At 71.6% G+C, this 24,415-nt stretch carries 17 protein-coding genes and 1 riboswitch; of the genes, 2 read left to right on the top strand and 15 right to left on the bottom strand.

Going from position 1 to position 24,415, the window contains the following annotated elements:
* Positions 1-19: 19 nt before the first annotated feature.
* A riboswitch (cobalamin riboswitch) is annotated at positions 20-216 on the bottom strand.
* 79 nt (positions 217-295) lie between these two features.
* The gene (locus ACFV4P_RS00325) at positions 296-988 is read right to left on the bottom strand and encodes a DUF6445 family protein (RefSeq protein ID WP_380465698.1); all 693 of its coding nucleotides are present in this window, start codon (positions 986-988) and stop codon (positions 296-298) included.
* 319 nt (positions 989-1,307) lie between these two features.
* Here ACFV4P_RS00325 and ACFV4P_RS00320 point away from each other — a divergent pair, with 319 nt between their 5' ends.
* Positions 1,308-6,800: a DUF4011 domain-containing protein gene (locus tag ACFV4P_RS00320; protein WP_380465696.1), complete on the top strand. Its 5,493-nt coding sequence runs from the start codon at positions 1,308-1,310 to the stop codon at positions 6,798-6,800.
* A 145-nt stretch (positions 6,801-6,945) separates the two neighbouring features.
* Here the strand turns inward: ACFV4P_RS00320 and ACFV4P_RS00315 are convergent, their stop codons facing one another.
* The 14 genes from ACFV4P_RS00315 to ACFV4P_RS00250 form a co-directional block, all read right to left on the bottom strand.
* Positions 6,946-7,752 (bottom strand): Fpg/Nei family DNA glycosylase, encoded by an 807-nt coding sequence (locus ACFV4P_RS00315; RefSeq protein ID WP_380465694.1) that lies wholly within the window; start codon positions 7,750-7,752, stop codon positions 6,946-6,948.
* Positions 7,753-7,934: 182 nt separating this feature from the next.
* Complete coding sequence (locus ACFV4P_RS00310; RefSeq protein ID WP_380465692.1) at positions 7,935-8,780, bottom strand: AAA family ATPase; 846 nt, start codon at positions 8,778-8,780, stop codon at positions 7,935-7,937.
* Positions 8,781-8,855: 75 nt separating this feature from the next.
* Positions 8,856-9,305 (bottom strand): type II 3-dehydroquinate dehydratase, encoded by a 450-nt coding sequence (gene aroQ / locus ACFV4P_RS00305; RefSeq protein WP_380465690.1) that lies wholly within the window; start codon positions 9,303-9,305, stop codon positions 8,856-8,858.
* Complete coding sequence (aroB, locus tag ACFV4P_RS00300; protein ID WP_380465688.1) at positions 9,302-10,393, bottom strand: 3-dehydroquinate synthase; 1,092 nt, start codon at positions 10,391-10,393, stop codon at positions 9,302-9,304. The genes aroQ and aroB overlap by 4 nt, the downstream gene beginning before the upstream one ends.
* A complete protein-coding gene (locus tag ACFV4P_RS00295) occupies positions 10,386-10,907 on the bottom strand; it encodes a shikimate kinase (protein WP_380465686.1) in 522 nt (173 codons plus the stop codon). Before ACFV4P_RS00295 ends, aroB begins: the two co-directional genes overlap by 8 nt.
* A complete protein-coding gene (aroC, locus tag ACFV4P_RS00290; protein ID WP_143200454.1) occupies positions 10,904-12,088 on the bottom strand; it encodes a chorismate synthase in 1,185 nt (394 codons plus the stop codon). Before aroC ends, ACFV4P_RS00295 begins: the two co-directional genes overlap by 4 nt.
* Before the next feature lie 233 nt (positions 12,089-12,321).
* Positions 12,322-13,146, bottom strand: coding sequence for a shikimate dehydrogenase (locus ACFV4P_RS00285; protein WP_380465684.1), 825 nt, complete (start codon positions 13,144-13,146; stop codon positions 12,322-12,324).
* Positions 13,143-13,622 carry a GNAT family N-acetyltransferase gene (locus tag ACFV4P_RS00280; protein ID WP_380465682.1) on the bottom strand — a complete coding sequence of 160 codons (480 nt, stop codon included), beginning with the start codon at positions 13,620-13,622 and terminating at the stop codon, positions 13,143-13,145. Before ACFV4P_RS00280 ends, ACFV4P_RS00285 begins: the two co-directional genes overlap by 4 nt.
* Positions 13,619-14,431 (bottom strand): ABC transporter ATP-binding protein, encoded by an 813-nt coding sequence (locus ACFV4P_RS00275; protein WP_380465680.1) that lies wholly within the window; start codon positions 14,429-14,431, stop codon positions 13,619-13,621. The genes ACFV4P_RS00280 and ACFV4P_RS00275 overlap by 4 nt, the downstream gene beginning before the upstream one ends.
* Positions 14,432-14,615: 184 nt before the next feature.
* Complete coding sequence (mltG, locus tag ACFV4P_RS00270; RefSeq protein ID WP_380465678.1) at positions 14,616-16,610, bottom strand: endolytic transglycosylase MltG; 1,995 nt, start codon at positions 16,608-16,610, stop codon at positions 14,616-14,618.
* A gap of 110 nt (positions 16,611-16,720) precedes the next feature.
* Entirely contained in the window at positions 16,721-18,490 is a 1,770-nt protein-coding gene (gene mltG / locus ACFV4P_RS00265; protein WP_380465676.1) for an endolytic transglycosylase MltG, read from the bottom strand.
* Positions 18,487-21,153, bottom strand: coding sequence for an alanine--tRNA ligase (gene alaS, locus ACFV4P_RS00260; RefSeq protein ID WP_380465674.1), 2,667 nt, complete (start codon positions 21,151-21,153; stop codon positions 18,487-18,489). The genes mltG (ACFV4P_RS00265) and alaS overlap by 4 nt, the downstream gene beginning before the upstream one ends.
* Entirely contained in the window at positions 21,153-21,587 is a 435-nt protein-coding gene (locus tag ACFV4P_RS00255; protein ID WP_380465672.1) for a DUF6167 family protein, read from the bottom strand. Before ACFV4P_RS00255 ends, alaS begins: the two co-directional genes overlap by 1 nt.
* A gap of 5 nt (positions 21,588-21,592) precedes the next feature.
* The gene (locus ACFV4P_RS00250; protein ID WP_073816974.1) at positions 21,593-22,069 is read right to left on the bottom strand and encodes a DUF948 domain-containing protein; all 477 of its coding nucleotides are present in this window, start codon (positions 22,067-22,069) and stop codon (positions 21,593-21,595) included.
* A gap of 240 nt (positions 22,070-22,309) precedes the next feature.
* On the opposite strand from ACFV4P_RS00250, the gene ACFV4P_RS00245 reads away from it, so the two are divergent.
* Positions 22,310-24,376 carry an ATP-binding protein gene (locus tag ACFV4P_RS00245; protein ID WP_380465670.1) on the top strand — a complete coding sequence of 689 codons (2,067 nt, stop codon included), beginning with the start codon at positions 22,310-22,312 and terminating at the stop codon, positions 24,374-24,376.
* Positions 24,377-24,415: the final 39 nt, after the last annotated feature.

The following is a 24,415-nucleotide window of genomic DNA, read 5'->3' as shown; positions in this document are numbered from 1 at the left end:
GCTCCAGCACCTCGTGGATCACTTCGTGAGATGCCGTGGCCGGTCTCCTGGCTGACGGGGTGTTCGGCGTCGGCGCCCGGCCTTCCCGGCCGCGAACGGCCAGTGGCACGAGGTGGGAGCCGACGACTCCCCGATCACAGTGGCGAGGGCCGCTCCGGACTCCTGTGACGAGCACAGTGCACCGGCTTCCCGAACACCACGGCCCGCCCACCGTAGATGCGCTCCCCCTTCGGCGGCAAGACGGCACCGTCGCGCAGGTGTCGAAGATCACCCCGCCCGGCGGGCCGACCGCCCGTCAGGCCATCCAGAAGAACACGCAGGTCATCCGCTTCTCCTCCAGCGTCCGGCCGTAGTACTCGGTCGCGGTGTGCATCAGGTTGGCGGTGTACAGCAGCAGCCGGTTGTAGCGGTGCGGGACGGCCAGGTCCTCGGTGAACGAGTCCGGCGGGACGAACCGGGTGCCGAGCGCGTCCACCAGGTTGTTGTGCGGCGCCACCACGGTGTTCCCGCCGAGCCGGCCGCCCGGCAGGCTCTGCCGGTAGAAGCTCGTCCCGCACCGCTTCGGCACGTTCGGGTTCAGGTACAGCACGGCCGCGTACCGGCACAGCGAACGCGAGTCGGTGTGCGGCCGCGGCTCGCACTCCCCCTCCCCCACCACCTGCACGCAGTTGTGGTTGAACGTCCCGCCCTCGGCCTCGCCCAGCGCCCACACCCTCGGCACCCCGACGGTCTCCCGCACCACCGTCTCGACCTGCGCCAACTCGTCCGGCTCCAGCCCCGGCATCCCCCGCAACCCCGGCCACGACTCCGGCTTGTGCGGGTACCCCTCGTCCCAGTCGGTACGCGCCAGATGCCGGGCACGCACCGCGTCCGGATCCGGGAGGACGTCGTCCAGCACCCAGTAGTCCCGACCCCTGGTCGGTTTGCGGTACGGCAGGACCGGAAGGGCCGGAGTCGGACGCGGACCCTGAAACGGCTGTACGGGCATGGACCCGACAATAGGAGCGCACCCGGGGGCCCTCGCCCAAGCCCCGGTCAACCTTCCGTCAAGGCTTCCTCCGGTGACGGAGCGTCAGCGCATTTGCCTGGAACTGGTCGTCGGCCTCCCAAGTACACAGCGGGCGCGCGTATCTCGTCAGCAGGTCGCCGAGTAGCGACCCCGGCCCTCCGGGCACTCGCCGACGCCTGTCTCGACTGCAGTACGAACTTCTGAACATACCCGCTGCCGCCACGCCAACGCACTATGCTCCCCCACTCGACCGTCACGAATCTCACACGACCCGACAGGTTTGAACGGAGTCACCTGCATGGCCTACCGCCAGTCCGGACAGCGCAGCACCGCCGACCCCTTGAAGCCGCTACTGGAGTCCTGGCAGAAGTCCCTCATCGACCTGGGCTTTCGAAACCGCCTGGTGCACTACCGGCGCGGCAGCAAGCAGGCAGGTACAGACATCATTGCCCCGGAACTGACGCAGGTGCTGGAAACACTGCCCAAGGGATGCCTGTTCGCCCCGGTGCTGGAGTCTCTCTCCGGTGGCGGATCACAGCCCGAACTGCCTGGACACACCGGTGTGCAACTCTCGAAGCCGACCGGCGGTCGGCCTGTCGACACTCCCAGTTCCCGCGCTGGTGGTGGCAGCACCCGGCTCGGTCTTCGCACCAGTAAAACGACCCAGGCCGAGCAGGACAGGCACCTCAAACGCCTGGCCACCGTCGCGCAGGAGAAGTACAACGACTTCGGACTCTGGGTTCTGCACCTCGGCGTCGGTTTCCTCCACTGGCGTCCGGCCGCCGACGCTGAACCTGTGGCCTCACCTCTGCTGTTGATACCTGTGCGGCTGCGCAAGTGGAAGGGCGACTCCTTCCTCCTGGAGCTCAACGGAGACGAGGAGTTGAGCTTCAACCCCGCGCTGGCCGTCAAGATGGAGGAGATGGGCATCGAGTGGCCCGCTCCCGAGCAGATCGAGCCCACCGACGCGATGGTTCTGCTGGACCAGGTTCGGCGGACCGTCTCGGACCGCGCCGGATGGCAGGTCAGTGAGCGCATCGTCCTGGACGCCTTCAACTCCAGCAAGGAGGTGATGTACCGAGATCTTCGGGACAACATGCACCGGATCCTGGCCAGCCCGCTGGTGCGCACCCTGGGTCTGGGCGCCGACACGGCAGGCACCGTGGACGCGTTCGACTTCGATCCGGTGCCACTCGACCTGATCGACCAGAAGCAGCCACCGGAACAGGCTCCACTCGTGCTGGATGCCGACTCCTCCCAACGTCAATGCATCGCCGCCGCGGTCGAGGGGCGCAGCTTCGTCATGGACGGCCCACCCGGCACGGGCAAAAGTCAGACCATCACCAACATCATCGCGGGCCTCCTGGAGAAGGGCCGCAGTGTCCTGTTCGTCAGCGAGAAAGCAGCTGCACTCGACGTGGTGCGCAACCGCCTTGAGCAGATCGGCCTGGACGACTACGTCCTTGCGCTGCACAGCAATACCGCCAACCGCAAGCAAGTGGCCCAGGATCTCGGCCGATCGCTCACCGCGCCCCGCAGGTCCTTCCCGACCTCGCGCCGCGATGAACTCCTCACCGCCCAGGAGCTGCGCCGAGAGCTCTCGGGCTACGCCATGGCGATGAACGAACACCACGACGGCATGAACCGTTCCCTGCACGACATCCTGGGCCGTGTCTCGCTGCTGCACTCGCTGCCGCAGCTCGCCCCGGAGCCGGAGTTCGACACCGCCGGCCTCACGGAGGAACGCCTTCGCGGCATCCTCGACAGCGCGCGCTGGGTGTCCCGCTCCTGGCGACCCGCAGTGGAGGGAGAGTCGTTCGTCTGGCGTCAGCTGAGCGGAACCGGCGGCGAGCTGGATTCCCTCGCAAGAGCCTTGGAAGACTTCGCTGCCCTGCGCAACGCCCTGGTGCAGCACACGTCATTGATAGAAGCCATGGGTTGGGACGGCCTCTACGACGCCGAATGCCTGATGAATGCGATACGACTGGGTGCCCACAGGCCTGTTGTCCCCATCGCCTGGTTGGAGACCGAGCCAACCGCTCTCACCGATGGCATCCGAACGTTCGAACGTCGGCTGGACGCAGTAGAGGCCGCCGAGCAGGCGGCGCACGACCTGCTCGGACCGCAATGGGCCGAACTTGCGAGGCCGGCCGCACCGGTTTCTCCCGAGCCCGGGCCGAAGGAGCAGGCACTGGGTGAACTCTCTCCGCCGGGTATGAGGCTGTCCGATGCCACCGCTCCGCAGGTCAGTGCGCTTGCGGACCGGATGGCCGCCGACGCGCAGAACCTGGAACAGGTACGGCAGCAACTGGCCCGCACCGCCCGCGTGTACGGCATCCCCGCGCCGGAGAGCTGCGCACAGGGCCTGCGCCTGACCCGTCTGACCGAGCTGTCTCTGCCGGAGCAGACGGACAAGCCTCCCGCGAGATGGCTCACCCCGGTGGGCGCAGCCCAGGCCCGCACTGCCCTGGATCAACTGTCCGACACGATCGCCAATCTGCGGGCGACGCGTGACAGAGCCAGCCGGCGGTTCACCGAACGAACCCTGGAGGAGTCCACGCTTGCGGATGTAGCCCAGCGCTTCGCCACCGTGCACCGTTCGCTCACCGCGCGCCTGTCCTCCGTGTACCGGGCCGACCGTCGCACCGTCCGGGGCCTACTCCCCGAAGGCGCCAAGTGCACGAAGGTCGTCATCGCTGCGCTTCCGGATGCGGTCGCCTGGCAACAGGCCCAACAACGGCTGGATCACGAGAGCCGCCGGGCAGGAGACCTCCTCGGCCACTTCTGGCAGGGCGAGGAGACTGATTTCGCCGCGGCGGAGAAAGCACTCGGCCATGCGGAGCAGGCCGCCGAACTGGCCCCACTGGTACTGGATCCCGAGGCGTTCCGCTCCCAACTCGCTCATGGCGGCGAGCCCCGCACGACGGCCCGCGAGGCAGCTCAGAGCGCAGGCGAGGCGCTCTCCACATGGCGCGACTCGCTGGTGTTTCCCCCTCACCTCGGCGCACCCTGCGAGTTGGAGGACGGCCCGTTGGCCGACGCCGCCCGCTGGAGCGGTGCGCACGTGACGCCGCTGCGAGAAGCCGCGCAGCTGCTCGAAACGGTCCGCGCCGTCTCCGGACGAGACGGCCGTACCCTGGCGGAGGCACGCTCCGCGATCGTGGCCGCTCTGGCCGCACGGGTCGCCGGTGACGAGTTCGCCGCCCACTCCGCGCAGGACGGTGCCCTTCTCGGTGTGCTGTACGCAGGTCGTGATACACAACGCGCTGCGCTGGACCAAGCCTCGGTCTGGCTGCGGCAGTTGCGGAAGAGCTGTCTGCTCGATGACGAAGCTTTCCCTTCCGAGGCGGCCCAGATCCTCCATCGGACGCTTCCGGACCCGGAGTTGGAAGAAGCCAAGGGGTACTGGGACCGCTCCTGCGCCAGGCTTGCCGGATTGTTCGACGAGCCGCGACGACGTGAACTGCGCGCCGCCCTGTCCGTGACGGCCTCGGCCGGACAGCTCCTTGCGCTGCTGGACGGCGACCGCGGCGGACCTGACGAGTGGGCGGCCTACCAGCGCGGCCAACAAGCGCTGGAGAAAGCCGGCCTGGGTGACCTGACATTCCGTGCCGTCCGGGCCGGAATCATGCCTGAGGACTTCCCGCAGGTTGTCGAGAAGTCTGTGCTGCACTCCTGGATCGACCGTGTGCTCCAGAAGGATCCCCGTCTGGTGTGGAACCGGGCTGAGGACCGCGACGACAAGGTTGCCGCCTTCCGCGACATCGACCTGTCTCTGGCCGAGCATGCCCGGAACCGGGTGGCACGGACCTGCGATCTGAATCGGCCTGCTGTGCTGAGCAGCCCCGGTACAAGGCTGATCCAACACGAAGGCAAGAAGAAAATCCGGCACAAGCCCGTGCATGTGCTCCTTCGCGAAGCCGGCGCTGAGGCACTGCGCGTCAAGCCTTGCTTCATGATGAGCCCCCTGACGGTCAGCCGGTTCCTGCCGCCCGACTTCACCTTCGATGTCGTGATCTTCGACGAGGCATCCCAGGTGCTGCCCCAGGACGCAATCAACTGCGTCTACCGGGCCAAGTCCCTGATCGTCGCCGGAGACGAGAACCAGCTGCCGCCCACCACATTCTTCACAGCCGGCGAGGACGAAGAGGACGACCCGTACGCCGAGGACGAGATTCCCCGGTACGAGTCCCTGCTCTCCCTCGCCAAGGGCAACGGGATGCTCAAGGAACTCTCGCTACGCTGGCACTATCGGAGTCGGCACGAACACCTGATTGCCTTCAGCAATAGGCAGTTCTACCGGGGCTCGATGACCACCTTCCCCGGGGCATTCGCCGAAGGTCCTGACGTGGGCGTGGCCTTCTTCACGGCCGAACAAGGCGTGTACCGCTCGGGTGCGGCGGCCCGCAACAACCCTGGTGAAGCCGCCGCGGTGGCCCGACGCGTCATCCACCACTTCCGTACCCGCCCCGGGCGGTCACTGGGTGTCGTCGCGCTCTCCCAGTCCCAGGCCGACGTGATCCGAGAGGCGGTCGAGCAGGAACGTCGGCGGAACCCCGGTCTGGACGAGCATTTCTCAGACGACCGGTTGGACGGATTCTTCGTCAAGAACCTCGAAGCGGTACAGGGGGACGAACGCGATGTGATCATCATGTCAGTTGGCTACGGCCCTGATGAGAACGGCAGACTCAACCAGAACTTCGGGCCTATCAACCGCAAGGACGGCTGGCGGCGCCTCAACGTCGCTGTCACCCGCGCCCGGTACCGGGTCGAGGTGATGGCTTCCTTCGAACCCGAGGCACTCAGGCCGTCCGAGAGCGCGAGCTTCGAACACTTCGCCCGGTACCTCAAATACGCAAAGCACGGGCCGGTCGCACTCGCTCAGGACAGCACCGACACCGACGCCGAACCCGAGAGCCCCTTCGAGGAATCGGTGTTGGAGGTATTGCGCGGCTGGGGCTACATCGTTCAGCCCCAGGTAGGTGTCGCCGGCTACCGCATCGACCTGGGAGTGCGTGACCCGCTGCGGCCCGGACGCTATGCCCTCGGCATCGAGTGCGACGGTGCCATGTACCACTCCTCCAAAACCGCCCGTGACCGGGACCGGCTGCGGGAATCCATGCTCGGCAGTCTCGGCTGGACACTGCATCGAATCTGGGGCACCGACTGGTACCGCAACCGGGCGGCGGCGGAGACCCGACTGCGAACCGCCGTCGAGCAAGCCGTCACCCGAGGTGTCGACGCTGCTCTGCGGCCCGTCATCGTGGCGGAGACCACCAGAACCGCAACAGACACAATCCCCCCGGCGCCCGCACCCACGCCACAGCAGTCCTCGCCCGGCTCCGAGCTTCCGGGCCCGAATGCCCTCCCGAGCTCCACGGAACAGCGCATCCGCCACGAATTGGAGCAGCTGCGCACACAGCTGGAGCAGCAGTCCGATCCGGCCGGCCACAACTCGCGTCCCCGGGCCCGCACCGACCAGCAGCGCAGGCAGCGCGAACTCACGGAACAACTGGAGGAACGCGCCGCCCTACTCAAGGCCTACTTGACCGGCGACCGCAAGGCTGTAACAGGTGCGGTGTGCCCCGGCCGACTGGTTCAGGTCGACTTCGACGGGGAGCAGGAGACGTACGAAATCACTTCGCAGGAACCGCACACCGCCGGCATCGAGAAGCTCAGCCCCTTCACCCCGCTCGGGCACGCTCTCGCCGGCCGCGCGGCAGGCAGCCACATCGAGTACGAGCGCGACGGGTGCCGCGTCGCCGTAGTCCTGCTGGCCGTGAGTGACTGACGGCACTTCAGTTCGTCCAGCCGGGCGGCCTCCGACACAGCAGGCTGCCCGGCAGAACGTTTCGGCCCGGACCTCGGCGCGTCCCAGCGTTGCCGATGTCAGATCGGAGGTGTCCCACAGCCGCCCCGGTCTTCTGGGTGCCGCGTCAGGACTGCTGGCAGCGCGGGCACCAGAACAGGTTGCGGGACGCCAACTCCTCCGTCCGCACCGGGGTTTCACAGACCAGACACGGCTGGTCCTGCCGCCGGTACACGTACACCTCGCCGCCGTGGTCGTCCACCCGCGGCGGACGCCCCATCGCCTCCGGCGTGTGCTCCGGCCGGACGGTGTCGATCCGGCCCGCCGCGACGCCGTCGTGCATCAGCGCCACCAGATCCGCCCAGATCGCGTCCCACTCGGCCCGGCTCAGATCCCGGCCCGCCCGGTGCGGGCTGATCCCCAGCCGGAACAGCACCTCCGCCCGGTAGACGTTCCCGACGCCCGCCAGCACCTTCTGGTCCATCAGCAGCGCGGCCACCGTCGTCCCGCTCCGCGAGATCCGCGACCACGCCGCGTCCCCGGCCTCCCCCGCCCGCAACGGATCCGGCCCCAGCCGCCGGTGCAGCGCCGCCTTCTCCGCGGGCGTCACCACCTCGCACGCCGTCGGCCCCCGCAGATCCGCGAACCCCTCCTCGTTCGCCATCCGCAACCGCACCTGCCCCACCGGCTCCGGCGGCTCCCCCACCCCGAACTCGTACTTCCCGTACAACCCCAGGTGCACATGCAGCCACGACTCGCCGAACCCCAGGAACAGGTGCTTCCCGTGCGCCTCCGCCACGTCCAACACCCGCCCGTCCAACAGCGCCGCCCCCTCCGCGAAGCGCCCCTGCGGCGAAGAAACCCTGACCGCCCGCCCCCCGAACAGCTCCCCGTTCAGCCCGGCCAACCGATGCACCACATGCCCCTCGGGCACCCGCGTCAACTCCTCGATCGATCTCGTCCAACACCCCTATTCTCCCCGCCCGCACCGACACATCGGCAGAGCCGAAAGTCCAGGAAGAGAGCCACAGGAGCACCGGCAACGATCGAGTTCGCCACCCAGCGGGGCCCCGCGCAGCGAAGGGTGTCGGCCGGCGGAACGTTACGGCAGGGCGGTCAGGCCTGGTGGAGGCGGGAGAGGATCGCCTGGTCGAGGGCGGCGGCCGTCTCGGGGACGGTGAGGTTGGAGTTGTCGATGATGGGGAGGCCGGAGGTGCGCCAGCCGGCCATGCGGCCGTGGATGCGGGCGACTTCGTCGTCGGAGAGGCGGCGGTTGCCGGAGCGTTCGGCGTTGCGGGCGAGGACGCGGTCGAGGCCGGGGAGGAGGACGACGGGGATCATGCCGGGGCCGATGTGGCGTTTCCAGCCGCCGAGGCCGATCGCGGGGCGGTCGGGGAAGACGGCGTCGTCGATGATGCAGGAGATGCCGTTGGCGAGGTAGTTGCGGCAGGCGAAACCGCAGGTGCGGCGGGCGAGCCGGTACTGGGCCTCGGAGGCGGTGTTCCAGCCGGACTGCGGGTTGGCGAAGCCGGCCTGGACCCATTCGCGGACGTCGTCGAGGCTGATGTGCGCGGTGGGGGTGGGCCGGCGTTCGGCCCAGTAGCGGGCGACGGTGGTCTTGCCGGCGCCGGCCGCGCCGATCAGCAGGACGGCGATCGGGCCGGTGGGCAGGGGCGCGGGCAGTGCGGGCATCGGCGGCGGCACGGCGGGGAGTTGGACGGTGCCGCCGCTGGGGAGCAGGAAGTGCCCGGTGCCGCCGGGGGCGACGGGCCCGACGGCCTTGAGCGGGACGGTCGGCCGATCGGGTCGGCCCGGGATCGGGCCGAGGGTGGGGATGGCCTGGGTGGTGGCGGGCAGTGCCGGTGCGGGGTACGGCGGTTGAGGGACCGTCGGATACGGCGGCGTCCCCGGACGGGGCGGCACCTGACCCCCCGGCTGGTGGCTCTGCGCGTACTGGCTCACCGTCACCTCCCTGCGCCGAATGTACACGTCGGCCCGGTGGCGGGCACAAGTCCGCGACCGGGCCGGCGAGGGGTTTCAGCGGGTGGTGAGCTGCTCGGCGAGGGCCCGCAGGGCGAGTTCGTACGAGCCGAGGCCGAAGCCCGCGATGGTGCCGGAGGCGACCGCGGCGATCACCGAGGTGTGCCGGAAGGTCTCGCGGGTGTAGGGGTTGGAGATGTGCACCTCGATGAGGGGGGCGGTGCGCTGCGCGGCGGCGTCCCGCATCGCGTACGAGTAGTGGGTGAACGCACCGGGGTTGATCACCACCGGGGTCTTGGCGTCCGCCGCCTCGTGCAGCCAACCGACCATCTCCGCCTCGGAGTTGGTCTCCCGCACCTCGACCGAGAGCCCGAGCTCCGCGCCCAGCGCGGCACACCGCGCGACCAGGCCCGCGTACGAGGTGGACCCGTACACGTCGGGCTCGCGGGAGCCCAGCCGGCCCAGGTTGGGGCCGTTGAGCACCAGCACCGGCACGGGGGCGGTCATCCGGAGACCTCCGCGTACGCGGCGACCAGCAGCGACGGGTCGGGGCCCTCCAGCACGGAGGTCTTGGCGAGGCCGTCCAGGACGATGAAGCGCAGCAGGTCGCCGCGCGACTTCTTGTCGATCTTCATGGCGTCCAGCAGCTTCGGCCAGGCGTCCGCCCGGTAGCTGAGCGGCAGGCCGACCGAGGCCAGCACGGTGCGGTGCCGGTCGGCGGTGGCGTCGTCCAACCGCCCGGCCAGACGGCCGAGTTCGGCGGCGAAGACCATGCCGATGGAGATCGCCGCGCCGTGCCGCCACTTGTAGCGCTCGTTGCGTTCGATGGCGTGGCCGAGGGTGTGGCCGTAGTTGAGGATCTCGCGGCGGCCGGACTCCTTGAGGTCGCCGGAGACCACGTCGGCCTTGACCTGGATGGCGCGCCGGATCAGCTCCAGGGTGTGCGGCCCGGCGGGGCTGGTCGCGGCGGCGGGGTCCTGCTCGATCAGGTCGAGGATGACCGGGTCGGCGATGAAGCCGGCCTTGATCACCTCGGCGAGGCCGGAGACGTAGTCGTGCTTGCCGAGGGTCTCCAGGGTGCCGAGGTCGGCCAGCACGCCCGCGGGCGGGTGGAAGGCGCCGACCATGTTCTTGCCCTCGGCGATGTTGATGCCGGTCTTGCCGCCGACCGCGGCGTCGACCATGCCGAGCAGCGTGGTGGGCACCGAGATCCAGCGCACTCCGCGCAGCCAGGTGGCGGCGACGAAGCCGGCCAGGTCGGTGGTCGAGCCGCCGCCCAGGCCGATGATCACATCGCTGCGGGTGAAGCCGGTCTGGCCGAGCACCGACCAGCAGTACGCGGCGACCTCGACGCTCTTGGCGTCCTCGGCGTTCGGCACCTGCAGGACGATCGCCTCGTAGCCCTGCTCGGCCAGGTCCTCGCGGATCGCCTCGCCGGTGGCCTCCAGCGCCTCCGGGTGGATGACCGCCACCCGCTTGGCCTTCGGGCCGATCAGCGGGGCGAGTTCGCCGAGCAGCCGGTGCCCGATCAGCACCTCGTACGGGTCGTGGCCGTCGCTGCCCGCGACCTGAATCCGGACGATCTCGTCAGTCATGGGGGTTCTTCAGCTCCAGTGCTTCGAGTACGGCGTCGGCGACCTGCTCGGGGGTGCGGCCCTGGGTGTCGACCACGGCGGTGGCGACCTCCAGGTACAGCGGGCGGCGGGCCTCCATCAGCTCGCGCCAGCGGGCCCGGGGGTTGACCGCGAGCAGCGGGCGGGGGGCGTCCAGGCCGACCCGCTTGACCGCGTCGGCGAGGGCGACCTCCAGGAACACCACCGGCAGGGGCGCGAGCACCTCGCGGGTGGCGGAGGCCATCACGGCGCCGCCGCCGAGCGCCAGCACGCCGGAGAAGTCCGCGGCGGCGGCGGCGACGGCCGCCCGCTCCAGCTGCCGGAAGTGCGGCTCGCCGTCGTCGACGAAGATCTCCGGGATGGGCTTGCCGGCCGTCCGCTCGATGTCCTCGTCGGTGTCGCGGAACGGCAGGCCGAGGCGCTCCGCGAGGACCCGCCCGACGGTGGACTTGCCACTGCCGGGCGGGCCGACCAGCACCACCGCGGGGCTGGTCATCGGACGATCAGGTTGTCGAGGTAGGACTGCACGTTGCGGCGGGTCTCGGAGACGTTGTCGCCGCCGAACTTCTCCGCCACCGCGTCGGCCAGCACCAGCGCCACCATCGCCTCGGCGACGATGCCGGCCGCCGGGACGGCGCACACGTCGGACCGCTGGTGGTGCGCCTTCGCGGGCTCGCCGGTGCGCACGTCCAGCGTCTGCAGGGCGCGCGGGACGGTCGCGATCGGCTTCATCGCGGCGCGGACGCGCAGCACCTCGCCGGTGGACAGGCCGCCCTCGGTGCCGCCGGAGCGGCCGGAGGCGCGCTTCACGCCGTCGGGGGTCGGCAGGATCTCGTCGTGCGCCTGCGAGCCGGGGACGCGGGCCAGGCCGAAGCCGTCGCCGACCTCGACGCCCTTGATCGCCTGGATGCCCATCAGCGCGGCGGCCAGTCGGGCGTCCAGCCGGCGGTCCCAGTGGACGTGCGAGCCGAGGCCGACCGGCACGCCGTACGCCAGCACCTCGACGACGCCGCCGAGGGTGTCGCCGTCCTTGTGGGCCTGGTCGATCTCGGCGACCATCGCCTTCGACGCGTCGGCGTCCAGGCAGCGCACCGGGTCCTCGTCGAGGCGGGCCTCGTCGGAGGGCAGCGGCAGCACCCCGGCGGGGGCCTTGGCGGCGGCCAGCTCGACCACGTGGCTGACGATCTCGATGCCGCAGGTCTCCTTCAGGTAGGAGCGGGCCACGACGCCGAGCGCGACCCGGGCGGCGGTCTCCCGGGCGCTGGCGCGCTCCAGGATCGGCCGGGCCTCGTCGATCGAGTACTTCTGCATGCCGGCCAGGTCGGCGTGGCCCGGACGGGGGCGGGTCAGCGGCTCGTTGCGGGCCAGGCCCGCGAGCACCTCGGGGTCGACCGGGTCGGCCGACATGACCTGCTCCCACTTCGGCCACTCGGTGTTGCCGACCATGATCGCCACCGGCGAGCCCATGGTCTCGCCGTGCCGGACACCGCCGAGGAAGGTCACCTCGTCCTGCTCGAACTTCATCCGCGCGCCGCGACCATAGCCGAGCCGCCGGCGGGCCAGCGCGTCGGCCACCATCGCAGTGGTGACCGGCACTCCGGCCGGCAGGCCCTCCAGCGTCGCGACCAGAGCGGGGCCGTGCGACTCCCCCGCCGTCAGCCAGCGCAAGCTACCCACCGAAAAGCTCCTTCGTCAGCGGCCCGCTCGCCGTGCACGGCGGCCGGTCCGGCGTCTCGTCCTGCCCCCGCTGCGAAGCGCGGCGGGGCAAGCACCGATCCTTTCACGTCCGGACGGCCGTCGTGGGCACGGTCCGCGTGACGGACACCGAACGTCCGCGATCGCCGCGCCGAAGCCGCAGCTCACGACCCCGGGCAGCTCACGACCCCGGGCAGCTCACGACGCCGGGCAGCTCAGGACGCCAGCGCCGCCTCGCCCGCGGCCCGCATCGCCGCCAGCGGGCCGCGTTCGACGCCGGTGAACCGCTCGAACTGGAGCACCGCCTGGTGCACCAGCAGGTCCAGCCCGCCGAGCACGGTGCCGCCGCGCTCCAGGCAGGCGGCGGCCAGCGCGGTCGGCCACGGGTGGTACAGCACGTCGAACAGCACCCCGGGCGTGCCGGTCAGCTGCGCGGCGAAGGCGTCGGTGGCACCGACCGGCGTGGTGGAGACGGTCAGCGGCCCGGCCAGCGCCTGCGCCCCGTCCGCCCAGTCGGCGGTGCGCACCGCCACCCCGAGCTTCTCCCCCAACTCCCGCATCTCGGCGGCCCGTTCGGCACTGCGCACGTACACCGTCAGCGGCCCGTCGCAGAGCTGCCCGAGCGCGGCCAGCGCGGACGAGGCGGTGGCCCCGGCGCCCAGCACCGCCGCCGACTCCACCCGCCCGACACCCCGCTCGCGCAGCGCGTTGACCAGCCCGGGCACGTCGGTGTTGTCGCCGTGCCGCCGCCCGTCCGGCCCGAACACCACGGTGTTGACGGCGTCCACGGACCGCGCGGTGTCGCTGACGGTGTCCAGCAGCGGCAGGATCGCCCGCTTCAACGGCATGGTCAGCGACAGGCCCGCCCATGCGGCGTCCAGGTCGGTGACGAACGCCTCCAACCCTGCCTCGTCGATCTCGTACCGGTCGTAGCTCCACCCGTCCATCCCGAGCGCGGCATAGCCCGCCCGGTGCAGCGCGGGCGAGAGCGAGTGGGCGATCGGCGAGCCGAGCACGGCGGCGCGGTGCGGGGTGGTCACGGGACGGCCTTTCGGGAGACGGGGGGACGGCACAGCCGGACGTCGATCGGATCCTCGGACGCGAACCCGAAGCCGTGCCGCTCGTACAGCCGGCGGGCGGGGCTGCCCTGCAGCACGACCAGCCGCACGGCCTGCCCGGCGGCGTCGACGTCGTCGAGCGCGGAGCGCAGCACGGCGGTGCCGAGGCCCCGGCCGTGCAACGCCGGGTCGAGGTAGAAGTGTTCCAGCACCACCGTGTCGGGCCGGTCCTCGTCCGGGCGCACCGCCAGGCAGCCGGCCGGCGACGGAAAGCCCGGCACCTCCACCACCGCGGTGTGCGCAGCCCGGTACGCGTCGCGCATCCGCTGCCGCACCCGGTGCTCGTCCCAACGGCCGAGCCGTTCCAGGTCGGGACGCATCGCCGCCGCCCGCAGCTCGACCAGCGGTTCCAGGTCGGCGTCGGTGGCCGGACGCAGCACCCAGTCCCGGACGCTCACGCGGCGCCCCGGCGGGTCCGGGCCGTCCAGCGGCCCTCGCTGTGGCCGATCCGGATCGGGTGGCGGAAGCAGTCGGAGACCAGCTCGGTGGTGAGCACCTCACCGGCCGGGCCGGCCGCGGTGGCCAGTCCGTCCCGCAGCAGCAGCGCGTGGCTGGTGGTCTCCGGCAGCTCCTCCAGGTGGTGGGTGACCAGCACCGACGCCACCTCGGGGAAGCGCCGGCGCAGCCCGTCCAGGCTCTCCAGCAACTGCTCGCGCGCGGTCAGGTCCAGCCCGGTGGCGGGCTCGTCGAGCAGCAGCAGCCGGGGTTCCGGCATCAGCGCCCGGGCGATCAGCACCCGCCCGCGCTCGCCCTGCGACAGCGTCGTCCAGGCGCTCTCGGCACGGTGCGCGACACCCAGCGCGTGGATCAACTCCTCGGCGTGGTCGAGCTGTTCGGCCGTCGGCTTGCGGAACGGGTCCGGCTCGATCGACTGTGTGACGCCGGTCAGCACCACCTGACGCACCGTCAACGGCGAACGCAGCGGATGCCGCGGATTCACATGCCCGAGATGCGCCCGCAACTCCCGCACATCCACCCGCCCGAGCTGCCGCCCCAGCACCTTCACACTGCCCGCCGTCGGATGCTCCACCGCCCCCAACAGCGACAACAACGTACTCTTCCCCGCCCCGTTCGCCCCGAGCACCGCCCAGTGCTCCCCGGCCCGAACGGTCAACGACACGTCCTTCAGCAAGTACCGCCCACCGCGGACCACATCGACGTGGGCGGCTTCCAACAGGGCCGGCTCAGAGGGCTGCAAGGTCTCCATCCGCATCACGCTACTCGCCACCCCCGGCCACCCCGCAAAGCCGTCCCGCCCACCGGACGCCCTGCGCCCCGGTCGGCCGGTGGGCCGGGAGTGGGCAACCGGAACGAGGCGGTCGACGGCAGCGGGTGCCGGTAGTACCGACACGGCGGCGCGGCCGGTCGCACCGACCGGCCGCGCCCACGACTCACTTGCAGACGACCTGCTTCGAGTCGTACTGCTTGCCCCGCGAGATGCACCAGTTCTCGGTGTTCTTCGCGTGCTCCTCGCCGGTCGCGGCGAACTTCGTCTCCGACGGCGAGATCGCCAGCCAGTACACCCAGTCGCCCGGGGTCGGGTTGAGGACCGCCCTGATCGCGTTCTCGCTCGGGTTGGAGATCGGCGTGGGCGGCAGGCCGGGATTCATGTTGGTGTTGTACTTCAGCGAGCGGTCGTTGATCTCCGCGTAGCTCAGCTCCTTGCGGCCCAACTGGTACTGCAGCGTGGTGTCCAGGCCGAGCTTGTGCCCGGTGACGTTGGTGGTCAGGCGGTTGGAAATGGCCCGGGCCATCTTGCCGAAGTCGTGGTCGTTGTTGCCCTCGGCCTGCAGGATCGACGCCTCGGTGATCACCTCGTAGGCGTTCTTCAGGCCGATCTTCTGCGCGGCCTCGTCCAGCTTGAGCTCGTTGTAGCGCTGGACGGCGTTCCCCACCATCTGCTTGAGCAGGTCCTCGGGCTTCATGCCGTCGGTGATGGAGTACCGGGTCGGGTACAGGAAGCCCTCGGGGTTGTTGTTGGCGTAGGCGGGCAGGCCGAGGTTGCCGGCCTGGTCCTTGGCCACCTTGGCGGTGGTGCCCTTCTCCAGCTTCAGCTTCTCGTCGATCTTGGTGTAGATGTCCGCGGCGATCATGCCCTCCGGCATGATCAGCACGTTGCCGCCGTTCGACTCCACCAGTTCCTTGACGGCCGCGTCGGCGGACATCTCGTGCTTCATGGTGTAGATGCCGGGCTGGATGCCACGCGCCTTCGGATTCTTGTCGTACGCGACGGTGAACGCCTTGATGCTCTTCACCACGCCGGCGTCCCTCAACACCTTCGCGATGTCGCCGCCGACCGCGCCGGAGGCGACGGTGATGTTGACGGAGCCGCTGCCGTCGCCGTTGAAGTCCGGCGGCGGGCCGAAGCGCTTCTGGTACTGGCCGTAGCCCCACCAGCCCGCGCCGCCGGTCGCGCCGAGCAGCACCAGGGCGACCACCAGGCAGGCGCCGCTGTTGCGGCGGCCCGACTTCTTGCCCTTCTCCTTGCGCTTGCGCTCGGCCTCGCGGGAGTTGTCCTGCTCGGAGAGGAACGAGCTGCGCTCCTCCTCGGCGTACTCGTCCTCGGCCCACGCCTCGGGCTCGTCCGCGCGCTGGTCGACCTCCGCGGCGGCCGACGCCGCCCCCGGGTTGTCGAGCGCGGCGGCCTCGGCCTCCCAGTCGATGCCGTCCGGACCGGGCCCGGCGGGACGCGCCTGCGGTGCGGGCTGCTGCTGCACCGGCCGCGGTGCGGCCTGCTGCGGCATGCCCTGCACCGGCTGCTGCATCCCCTGCATGCCCTGCGGCATCGGCTGCGACTGCGACTGCGACACACCCTGCTGCACGAACTGCTGCTGACCGCCCTGGGTCGCCCCGCGCTGCTGCGGATACCCCTGGCCGCCCATCGGCATCTGCGCCTGCTGCGGCGGCATCGCCTGCGGCATGCCCTGCTGCTGCATTCCCTGCTGCGGCATCGGCTGCCCGGGCGCGAAGCCCTGCTGCTGCCCGAACTGGTCCTGCCCGAACTGCTGTTGGCCGCCCTGCGTCATCCCGGGCCGGACCATGCCCTGCTGCTGCGGATACCCCTGCGGCTGCTGCTGGACGAACCCCTGCTGCTGCGGGTAGCCCTGGCCGCCCATCGGCATCTGCTGCTGAGGAACCTGCTGCTGCGGCACCTGCTGCTGGGGCATCTGCTGCTGCGGCCCCCCCTGCAAAGGCATCCCCTGCTGCGGCACGCCCTGTTGTGGCATGCCCGGCTGCTGCACATACCCCTGCGGGTACTGCTGCTGACCGAATTCCTGCTGCTGCCCGAGGTCCTGCTGCTGACCGTACTGCGGGGGCTGCTGCTGCTCGCCGGGGAACCACGCCTGGTCGCCCTGGGCACCGTAGCGCCCGCTCTGATCAGTCATCGATCCCCTTACCGCGTCCAGGGTGTCCGTCGAACCGGCGTGCTAGCGACGCCCGTGCTGGGAGACGTTACCGTACCGCAGCGTAGCCAACGGGCGTCACTCCCTGTTGTTCAGGGAACGACAGGTGACGGGTCGGAGGGGGTCGGCGACGGGTTCTGTGCGCGATGTGCGTTGAACTCGTCGACGTTCTTTCGCTGTTGGTCGGAGCTGTCGGTGAACCGGGTGTCGCCGGGTTGGACGGTCACGAAGTACAGCCAGTCACCGTCGGCGGGGTGGATCGCGGCACGCAGCGCGTCCCGGCCGGGGTTGCCGATGGGGGTGGGCGGCAGGCCGGGGTGGGCGTAGGTGTTGAACGGGGAGTCGAGCCTGGTGTCGTCCACGGTGGTGGTGAGGGTGGAGCGGCCGAGCGCGTAGTTGATGGTGGAGTCGAGTTGCAGCGGCATGTTCTTCGCGAGCCGGTTGTAGACGACGCGCGCGACCTTGGCCATGTCCTCGGGGTTGTCGGCCTCGGCCTGGGCGAGGCTGGCGACGGCGAGCAGCCCGTACGGGGAGATGTTGTTGTTGGCGGCGGCGTCCTTGACGGCGTCGCCGTCGAGCTGGGTGTCGGCCTCTTTCACCATCTCCTGGAGCAGGGTGAGCGGGGTGCTGTCGCCGGTGACGGGGTAGGTCGCGGGGAACAGGTAGCCCTCCGGGTGGCCGTCCGCGGAGGCGGGGAGGCCGAGGTCGGCGAGGTGCTGTTCGGCGATGCCCTTGGTGGTGCCGGCGGCCAGGCCGAGCCGGGTGTCGATGGCGGTGTAGACCTGGGTGGTGCGCCAGCCCTCGGGGATGGTCAGGGCGTTGGCGTTGGACGGGTCGAGCAGCATGTTGAGGGCGGCGACCGCCGGCATCTTCTCCTTGAGGGTGTAGGTGCCGGGGTGGATCCGGTCGCCGGCCGGGCTCTTGGCCGCAGCCTCGGTGAACGCCCGGACGGAGGCGACGACGTGCTTGGCGGTCAGCGTCCGGCCGATCTGGGTGATGCTGGCGCCCTGGGCGACCGACACCTGCACCCGACCGGTGCCGACGCCGACGAAGTCGGGGGCGGGCTTCTTGCCCTCGGGCCAGACCAGGAACAGCGCGACCGCGGCGGCCGCCAGCACGCCGAACAGGCCGGCCACGCTGAGGCAGCAGGCGGCGCCGGTGCGCAGCCGTCCCGGGTCGGGCGGTTCGACGCCGTACGGCAGGCCGGGCGGGGCGGCCTCGGGTTCGAGCACGGGGGCGCCGAGGTGGCCGGGGGTCAGTCCGGGCGCGGTGTACGGGTCGGTCACGGCGGGCCTCCGGCGGCGGGCATGCGATCGGGGCCCGTGGGGTGGCGCGGGCGCACGGGGCCCCCTAGGGGAACGAGAAACGGCCGGGGAGGGCCCCCGGTCGGCACACTGACCCGGGGGGGGGGCGGTGCACCGTTCGGTCTCAAGCGCGGCCTGGAGGATGACCACGGCCGCGGCCTGGTCGATCACCGAGCGGCCCTTCTTGGAGGACCGGCCGGAGGCGCGCAGCCCGGCGGCGGCGGTGACGGTGGTCATCCGCTCGTCGACCAGCCGCACGCCGACCGGGTAGACCAGCATGGCCAGTCGGCCCGCGTAGGCGCGGACCTTGGCGGCGGCCGGGCCTTCCTTGCCGTTCAGCGAGCGCGGCAGTCCGACCACGACCTCGATCGCGTCGTACTCCTCGACGATCGCCTTGAGCCGGGCCTGCGAGCGGCCCCCGGCGGGGACGGTCTCCACGGGCGTGGCGATCAGCCCGTCGGGGTCGCAGACCGCGACCCCGATCCGGGCGTCGCCCACATCGACGGCGATCCGCCGGCCCCGCCGGAAGACCTTCTCTTCGACGAAGCCCTCACTCACGCGCGCTCGGCCACCAGTGCCCGAACGGCCTCGATCGCCTCGCCGACCGCGGCCGGGTTGCTGCCGCCGCCCTGCGCCACGTCGTCCTTGCCGCCACCGCCGCCGCCGAGCGTCTTCGCCGCGGCGCGGACCAGTTCGCCGGCCTTGATGCCGCGGGCCCGGGCGTCCTCGCTGGTGGCGATGACGGTCAGCGGGCGATCGTTCGCGACGGTGAACGCGGCGACCACGGACGGGCGGTTGCCGAGCCGGGCGCGGATGTCCAGCACCAGCTTGCGCAGCTCGTCCGCACCGGTGCCGTCGCCGACCCGGGCGGCGACCAGGGCCACGCCCCGGACGTCCTCCGCGCCCTCGGCGAGGCCCGCGGCGGCCTGCAGCACCTTCTCGGCGCGGAACTTCTCGATCTCCTTCTCGGCGTCCTTGAGCTTGGCGAGCATGCCGGAGATCTTCTCCGGCAGCTCCTCCGGACGGCCCTTGACCAGCTCGGTGAGCTGGGCGACCACGGTGTGCTCGCGCGCCAGGAACTTGTACGCGTCGGCGCCGACCAGCGCCTCCACACGGCGCACGCCGGAGCCGATCGAGGACTCGCCGAGCAGCTTCACCAGGCCCAGCTGGGCGGTGTTGGCGACGTGCGTGCCGCCGCACAGCTCCTTGGAGAAGTCGCCGATGGTGACCACGCGGACGGCGTCGCCGTACTTCTCGCCGAACATCGCGATGGCGCCCTGCTTGCGGGCCTGGTCCATCGTCATGACCTCGGCGGTGACGTCGAGTTCGCGGGTCAGCACGTCGTTGATCTTCTGCTCGACGTCGACCAGCACGCTGCCGGGCACGGCGGCGGGCGAGCCGAAGTCGAAGCGGAAGCGGCCCGGCGCGTTCTCCGAGCCGGCCTGGGCGGCCGTCGGGCCGAGCGCGTCGCGCAGCGCCTGGTGGGTCAGGTGGGTCGCCGAGTGGGCGCGGGCGATGGCCCGGCGGCGCTCGGTGTCGATGGTGGCGTACGCGGCGGCGCCGAGCACGACCTCGCCGAACAGCACCCCGCCGGAGTGCACGATGACGCCCGGCACCGGCTGCTGCACGTCGCGGATCTCGACGACCGCGCCGGAGTCCAGGCGAATCCGGCCGTGGTCGGCGAGCTGGCCGCCGCCCTCGGCGTAGAACGGGGTGCGGTCGAGGATCAGCTCGACCTCGTCGCCCTCGCCGGCGGCCGGCGACGGGACGCCGTCCACCAGCAGACCGACCACGGTGGCCTCGCCCTCGGTGAGGGTGTAGCCGGTGAAGACGGAGGCGCCGGCGCTGTCGGCGACCTCGCGGTACGCGGCGACGTCGGCGTGGCCCATCTTCTTCGCCTTGGCGTCGGCCTTGGCGCGGTCGCGCTGCTCCTGCATCAGGCGGCGGAAGCCGGCCTCGTCGACCTGGAGGCCCTGCTCCTCGGCCATCTCCAGGGTGAGGTCGATCGGGAAGCCGTAGGTGTCGTGCAGCTTGAACGCCTGCTCGCCGGAGAGCACCACGCTGCCGCCGGCCTTGGTCTCGGTGACCGCGGCGTCCAGCAGGTTGGTGCCGGAGCGCAGGGTCTGCAGGAAGGCGTTCTCCTCGGCGACCACGACCGTCTCGATGCGCTTGCGGTCGTTCTCCAGCTCCGGGTACTGCGGGGCCATCGCCTTGATCGAGATGTCGATCAGGTCCTTGGCGACCGGCCCGGTCGCGCCCAGCAGGCGCATGTTGCGGATCGCGCGGCGCAGGATGCGGCGCAGCACGTAGCCGCGGCCCTCGTTGCCGGGGGTGACGCCGTCGCCGACCAGCATCAGCGCGGTGCGGAAGTGGTCGGTGACCACGCGCAGCGAGACGTCCGCCTTGTGGTCGGCGCCGTAGGTGTGGCCGGTGAGCTCGGCGGCGCGGTCGAGGATCATCCGGCTGGTGTCGATCTCGAAGAGGTTGTCGACGTCCTGCAGGACGGCGGCGAGGCGCTCCAGGCCGAGGCCGGTGTCGATGTTCTTGCTCGGCAGGTCGCCGAGGATCTCGAACCCGTCCTTGCCGTCGCCGTGGCCGCGCTCGTACTGCATGAAGACCAGGTTCCAGATCTCCAGGTAGCGCTCGCCGTTGACCGCCGGGCCGCCCTCCTCGCCGTACGCGGGGCCGCGGTCGTAGTTGATCTCCGAGCACGGGCCGCACGGGCCGGGGACGCCCATGGACCAGAAGTTGTCCTTCATGCCCAGGCGCTGGATCCGCTCGGACGGCACGCCGATGACGTCCCGCCAGATCTTCTCGGCCTCGTCGTCGTCCTGGTAGACGGTGATCCAGAGCTTCTCGGGCTCCAGGCCGTAGCCGCCGTCCGCGACGGAGCCGGTGAGCAGCTCCCAGGCGAACGTGATGGCGCCTTCCTTGAAGTAGTCGCCGAACGAGAAGTTGCCGCACATCTGGAAGAACGAGCCGTGCCGGGTGGTCTTCCCGACCTCTTCGATGTCCAGGGTGCGGACGCACTTCTGCACGCTGGTGGCGCGCGAGAACTGCGGCTTGACCTCGCCGAGGAAGTACGGCTTGAAGGGCACCATGCCGGCGTTGACGAGCAGCAGGGTGGGGTCGTCGGCGACCAGCGAGGCCGACGGTACGACGGTGTGGCCGCGCTCCTCGAAGAAGCGCAGCCAGCGGCGGCGGATCTCTGCCGACTCCATCAGTGGGGGTCCTTCCGATCGGTCGTGCTGCCCGGCAGCTCGCGCTGACGGGTCTTGGCAACGATGGTCTGGGGGGTGGTGCGGCGCGTGCCGCGAGACGTGGGCAGGGCGGCGGCCGGGGAGCCCGGGGCCGCCGAGATAGCTCGGTCCCCGCCGGAGCCGGCCGCGCCGCTGAGCGTGCGGCGGCGGGGCGGTTCGACGACCGCGGTGCCGTCCAGGCCGAGGTCGGCGCGCAGCTGCTGCTCGCGCTCGGCCATGCCGGACTTCACGTCGCGGGCGAACTGCCGGGCGGCGTCGCCGAGTTGGAGGGCGCCGCGGGCGGCGGTGCCGGACAGCGAGTCGGGCGTGAGGCGGTGCACCGCCTCGTTGGCCTTGTTCATGGCCCACACGGTCGCGCCTGCGCCGACCGCCATCCAGAAGATCCTGCGCACCATCGCGGTCAGCCCCTCACGGCCCGGCGGACCCGGGACAGCAGACCGCCGCGCGGCGCGGTCGCCGCACGCACCTCGGCCCGGATCAGCCGGGCCAGCTCCTCGCGCTCGCCGCCCTGCGGCGGCACCGCGAGGCCCGTCTGCTGCCGGTTCACGGCCCGGCGCACGCCGTAGCTGAACGCGGCCAGCTTCACCAGCGGCCCGCCGACGGTGGCGGCCACCGTGGAGGACAGCGCCTTGGCGTCGGCCGCGGCGTCCTGCACGTTGGCGGTGATCTCGTCGACCCGCTCCAGCTGCTCGTGCGCGCTGCGGACGGCGGCGTTCGCGTCCTGCAGCAGCGGCACGGCCTGTTCGGTGACGGCGGCGACCAGGACGGTGGCCTCCCGCAGCACCTTCGACAGCCGGACCAGGACCACGGCGAGCAGGGTGACCAGGACCGCCCAGAAGACGGCGACCAGCAGCCCGGCCAGCTCTCCCACGGACACCTTCGCGCGCTCCCTCGCCTGTGAGTTTCCCGTATCGAAAACCTCGGTAGTGAACCCTACCGTGACTGCCGGTCGCTCCCCGACCGGATATGTCGCCCGCCGCTCGACCCCGGGAACCGGTCGGATGTGCGAACACGGCGCGTAACCTACCGTCCGGTCACCTCGTTGGGGAGTTGGCTCGCTGGGCGCGGGCCCACCGGAGGAACGGGTTCACAGCGACGGGGGCGTCTCTTGGACAGCATGGCGGCAGCGTCTCGCGGGCCGGGCCGACTGCCCGCCGAGGTCACCGGCTTCGTCGGCCGGTCCGCCGAACTCGACGCCCTGGCCGAGCTGTTGGGCCGCTCCCGGCTGGTCACCGTGACCGGCCCGGGCGGGGTCGGCAAGTCCCGGCTGGCGCTGCGGGCCGCCTCCCGGCTGGCCGTCGGCTTCCCCGACGGCGTCCACCTCGCCGAACTCGGCCCGGTCCGGGACGCCGCGGCCCTCGGCCCCGCCGTCCTGGCCGCGCTGGGACCCGCCGACGACGCCGCCCGGCCGACGCTGGCCGGACGGCTCGCCGGCCGCCGCCTGCTGCTGGTGCTGGACGGCTGCGAGCACCTGGTCGACGCCTGCGCCGAACTGGTCGACGCCCTGCTGCGCGCCGCGCCCGGCCTGCGGGTGCTGGCCACCTCCCGGCAGTCGCTGCGCGCGGCCGGCGAGCACCTGCTGCCGCTGGCCCCGCTGCCGGTCGACCCGCCGGAGGGCCGGGCCGACTCGGACGCGATGCTGCTGTTCGCCGACCGCGCCGCCGCCGTCCGTCCGGGCTTCCGCCTGGACGGCGCCGACCGCGCCGAGGTGTCCCTGCTCTGCCGCCGCCTGGACGGTCTCCCGCTGGCCCTGGAACTGGCCGCCGGCCGCCTGCGCGCACTCTCCGTCGAACAGCTGCTGGCCCGCCTCGACGACCGCTTCCGGCTGCTCACCGGCGGCGGCCGGACCTCCCCCGCCCGGCACCGGACGATGCGCACCGCGATCGGCTGGAGCCACGAACTCTGCACCATGCAGGAACGTTTACTCTGGTCGCGCCTGTCGGTCTTCGCCGGCGGCTTCGACCTGGACGCCGCCGAGTACGTGTGCGGCGGCGAGGGCCTGGACCTCGACGACGTCCTCGAACTCCTCGACTCGCTGGTCGACAAGTCCGTCCTGGCACGCCTCGACGGCGAACCCGCCCGGTTCCGGATGCTCGACACCCTGCGCGACTACGGCGCCCACTGGCTGCGGGCCGGCCACGACCACCGCCGGCTGCTGCGCCGCCACCGCGACTGGTACCTGTCCGTCGCCGCCTGGGGCGAGGTCGAATGGTTCGGCCCCGGGCAGGCCGAGACCGCCGAACGCACCCGGCTCGCCCACCCCGACCTGCGCGCCGCCCTGGAGTTCTCGCTCACCGAACCCGGCGAACAGCAGCTCGCCCTCACCCTGGCCGGCACCCTCTGGTACTTCTGGGCCGGCGCCGGCCGCCTCCGCGAGGGCCGCCGCTGGCTGGACCGCGCCCTCGCCCTCGCCCCCGAACCCACCGACGCCCGCGCCAAGGCCCTCTGGGTCACCGGCCACCTCGCCACCCTCCAGGGCGACCCGGCCCGGGCCCGCACCGCCCTCGCCGAGTCCCACCGCCAGGCCCTCGCCACCGGCGACCGGCGGGCCCTCGCCCACGCCGTCCACCGCCAGGGCTGCGCCGCCCTGATCGGCGACGACCCGGCCGGCGCCGCCGCCCTCCTCGAACAGGCCCTGCGGCACTACACCGCCCTCGGCGACCTCGACTCCCACGTCCTGCTCGCCATGGCCGACCTCGCCCTCGCCCACCTCGTCCTCGACGACCGGCCGAACAGCGCCGCCTGGGCCCAACGCGCCCGCGAACACTGCGAACAGCACGGCGAGCAGTGGGCCCACGGCTACTGCCTGTACGCGATGGCCCGGGTCTGCCACCGGTCCGGCGAACCCCTCGCCGCCCGCGGCCTCGCCCGCGAGTCGCTCCGCCTCACCCACCCGCTGCGCGACCCGCTCGGCATCGCCCTCGCCATGGACCTGCTCGCCCTGCTCGCCACCGAGGACCCCGACCCCGACCCGTACGAGGCCCGCGTCCTCCAGGGCGCCGCCCACCGCCTCCGGACGGCCGCCGGCACCCCCTTCACCGGCTCCCGCACCCTGCACGGCCCCCACCACACCTGCACCCGCCGCACCCGCGCAGCCCTCACCGACCACCAGTACGACGAAGCCTTCCGCCTCGGCGCCCGGCTCGACCTGGACACCGCCGTCCACCGCGCCCTCGGCTCCTGAACCGACCGCGGGCGCCCGAAACCGGCCCGGAAAACGGGA

The sequence above is a fragment of the Kitasatospora sp. NPDC059795 genome, from assembly GCF_042732175.1.
Taxonomy (GTDB): Bacteria; Actinomycetota; Actinomycetes; order Streptomycetales; family Streptomycetaceae; genus Kitasatospora.
This window is presented reverse-complemented; position numbering and strand designations above follow the sequence as displayed.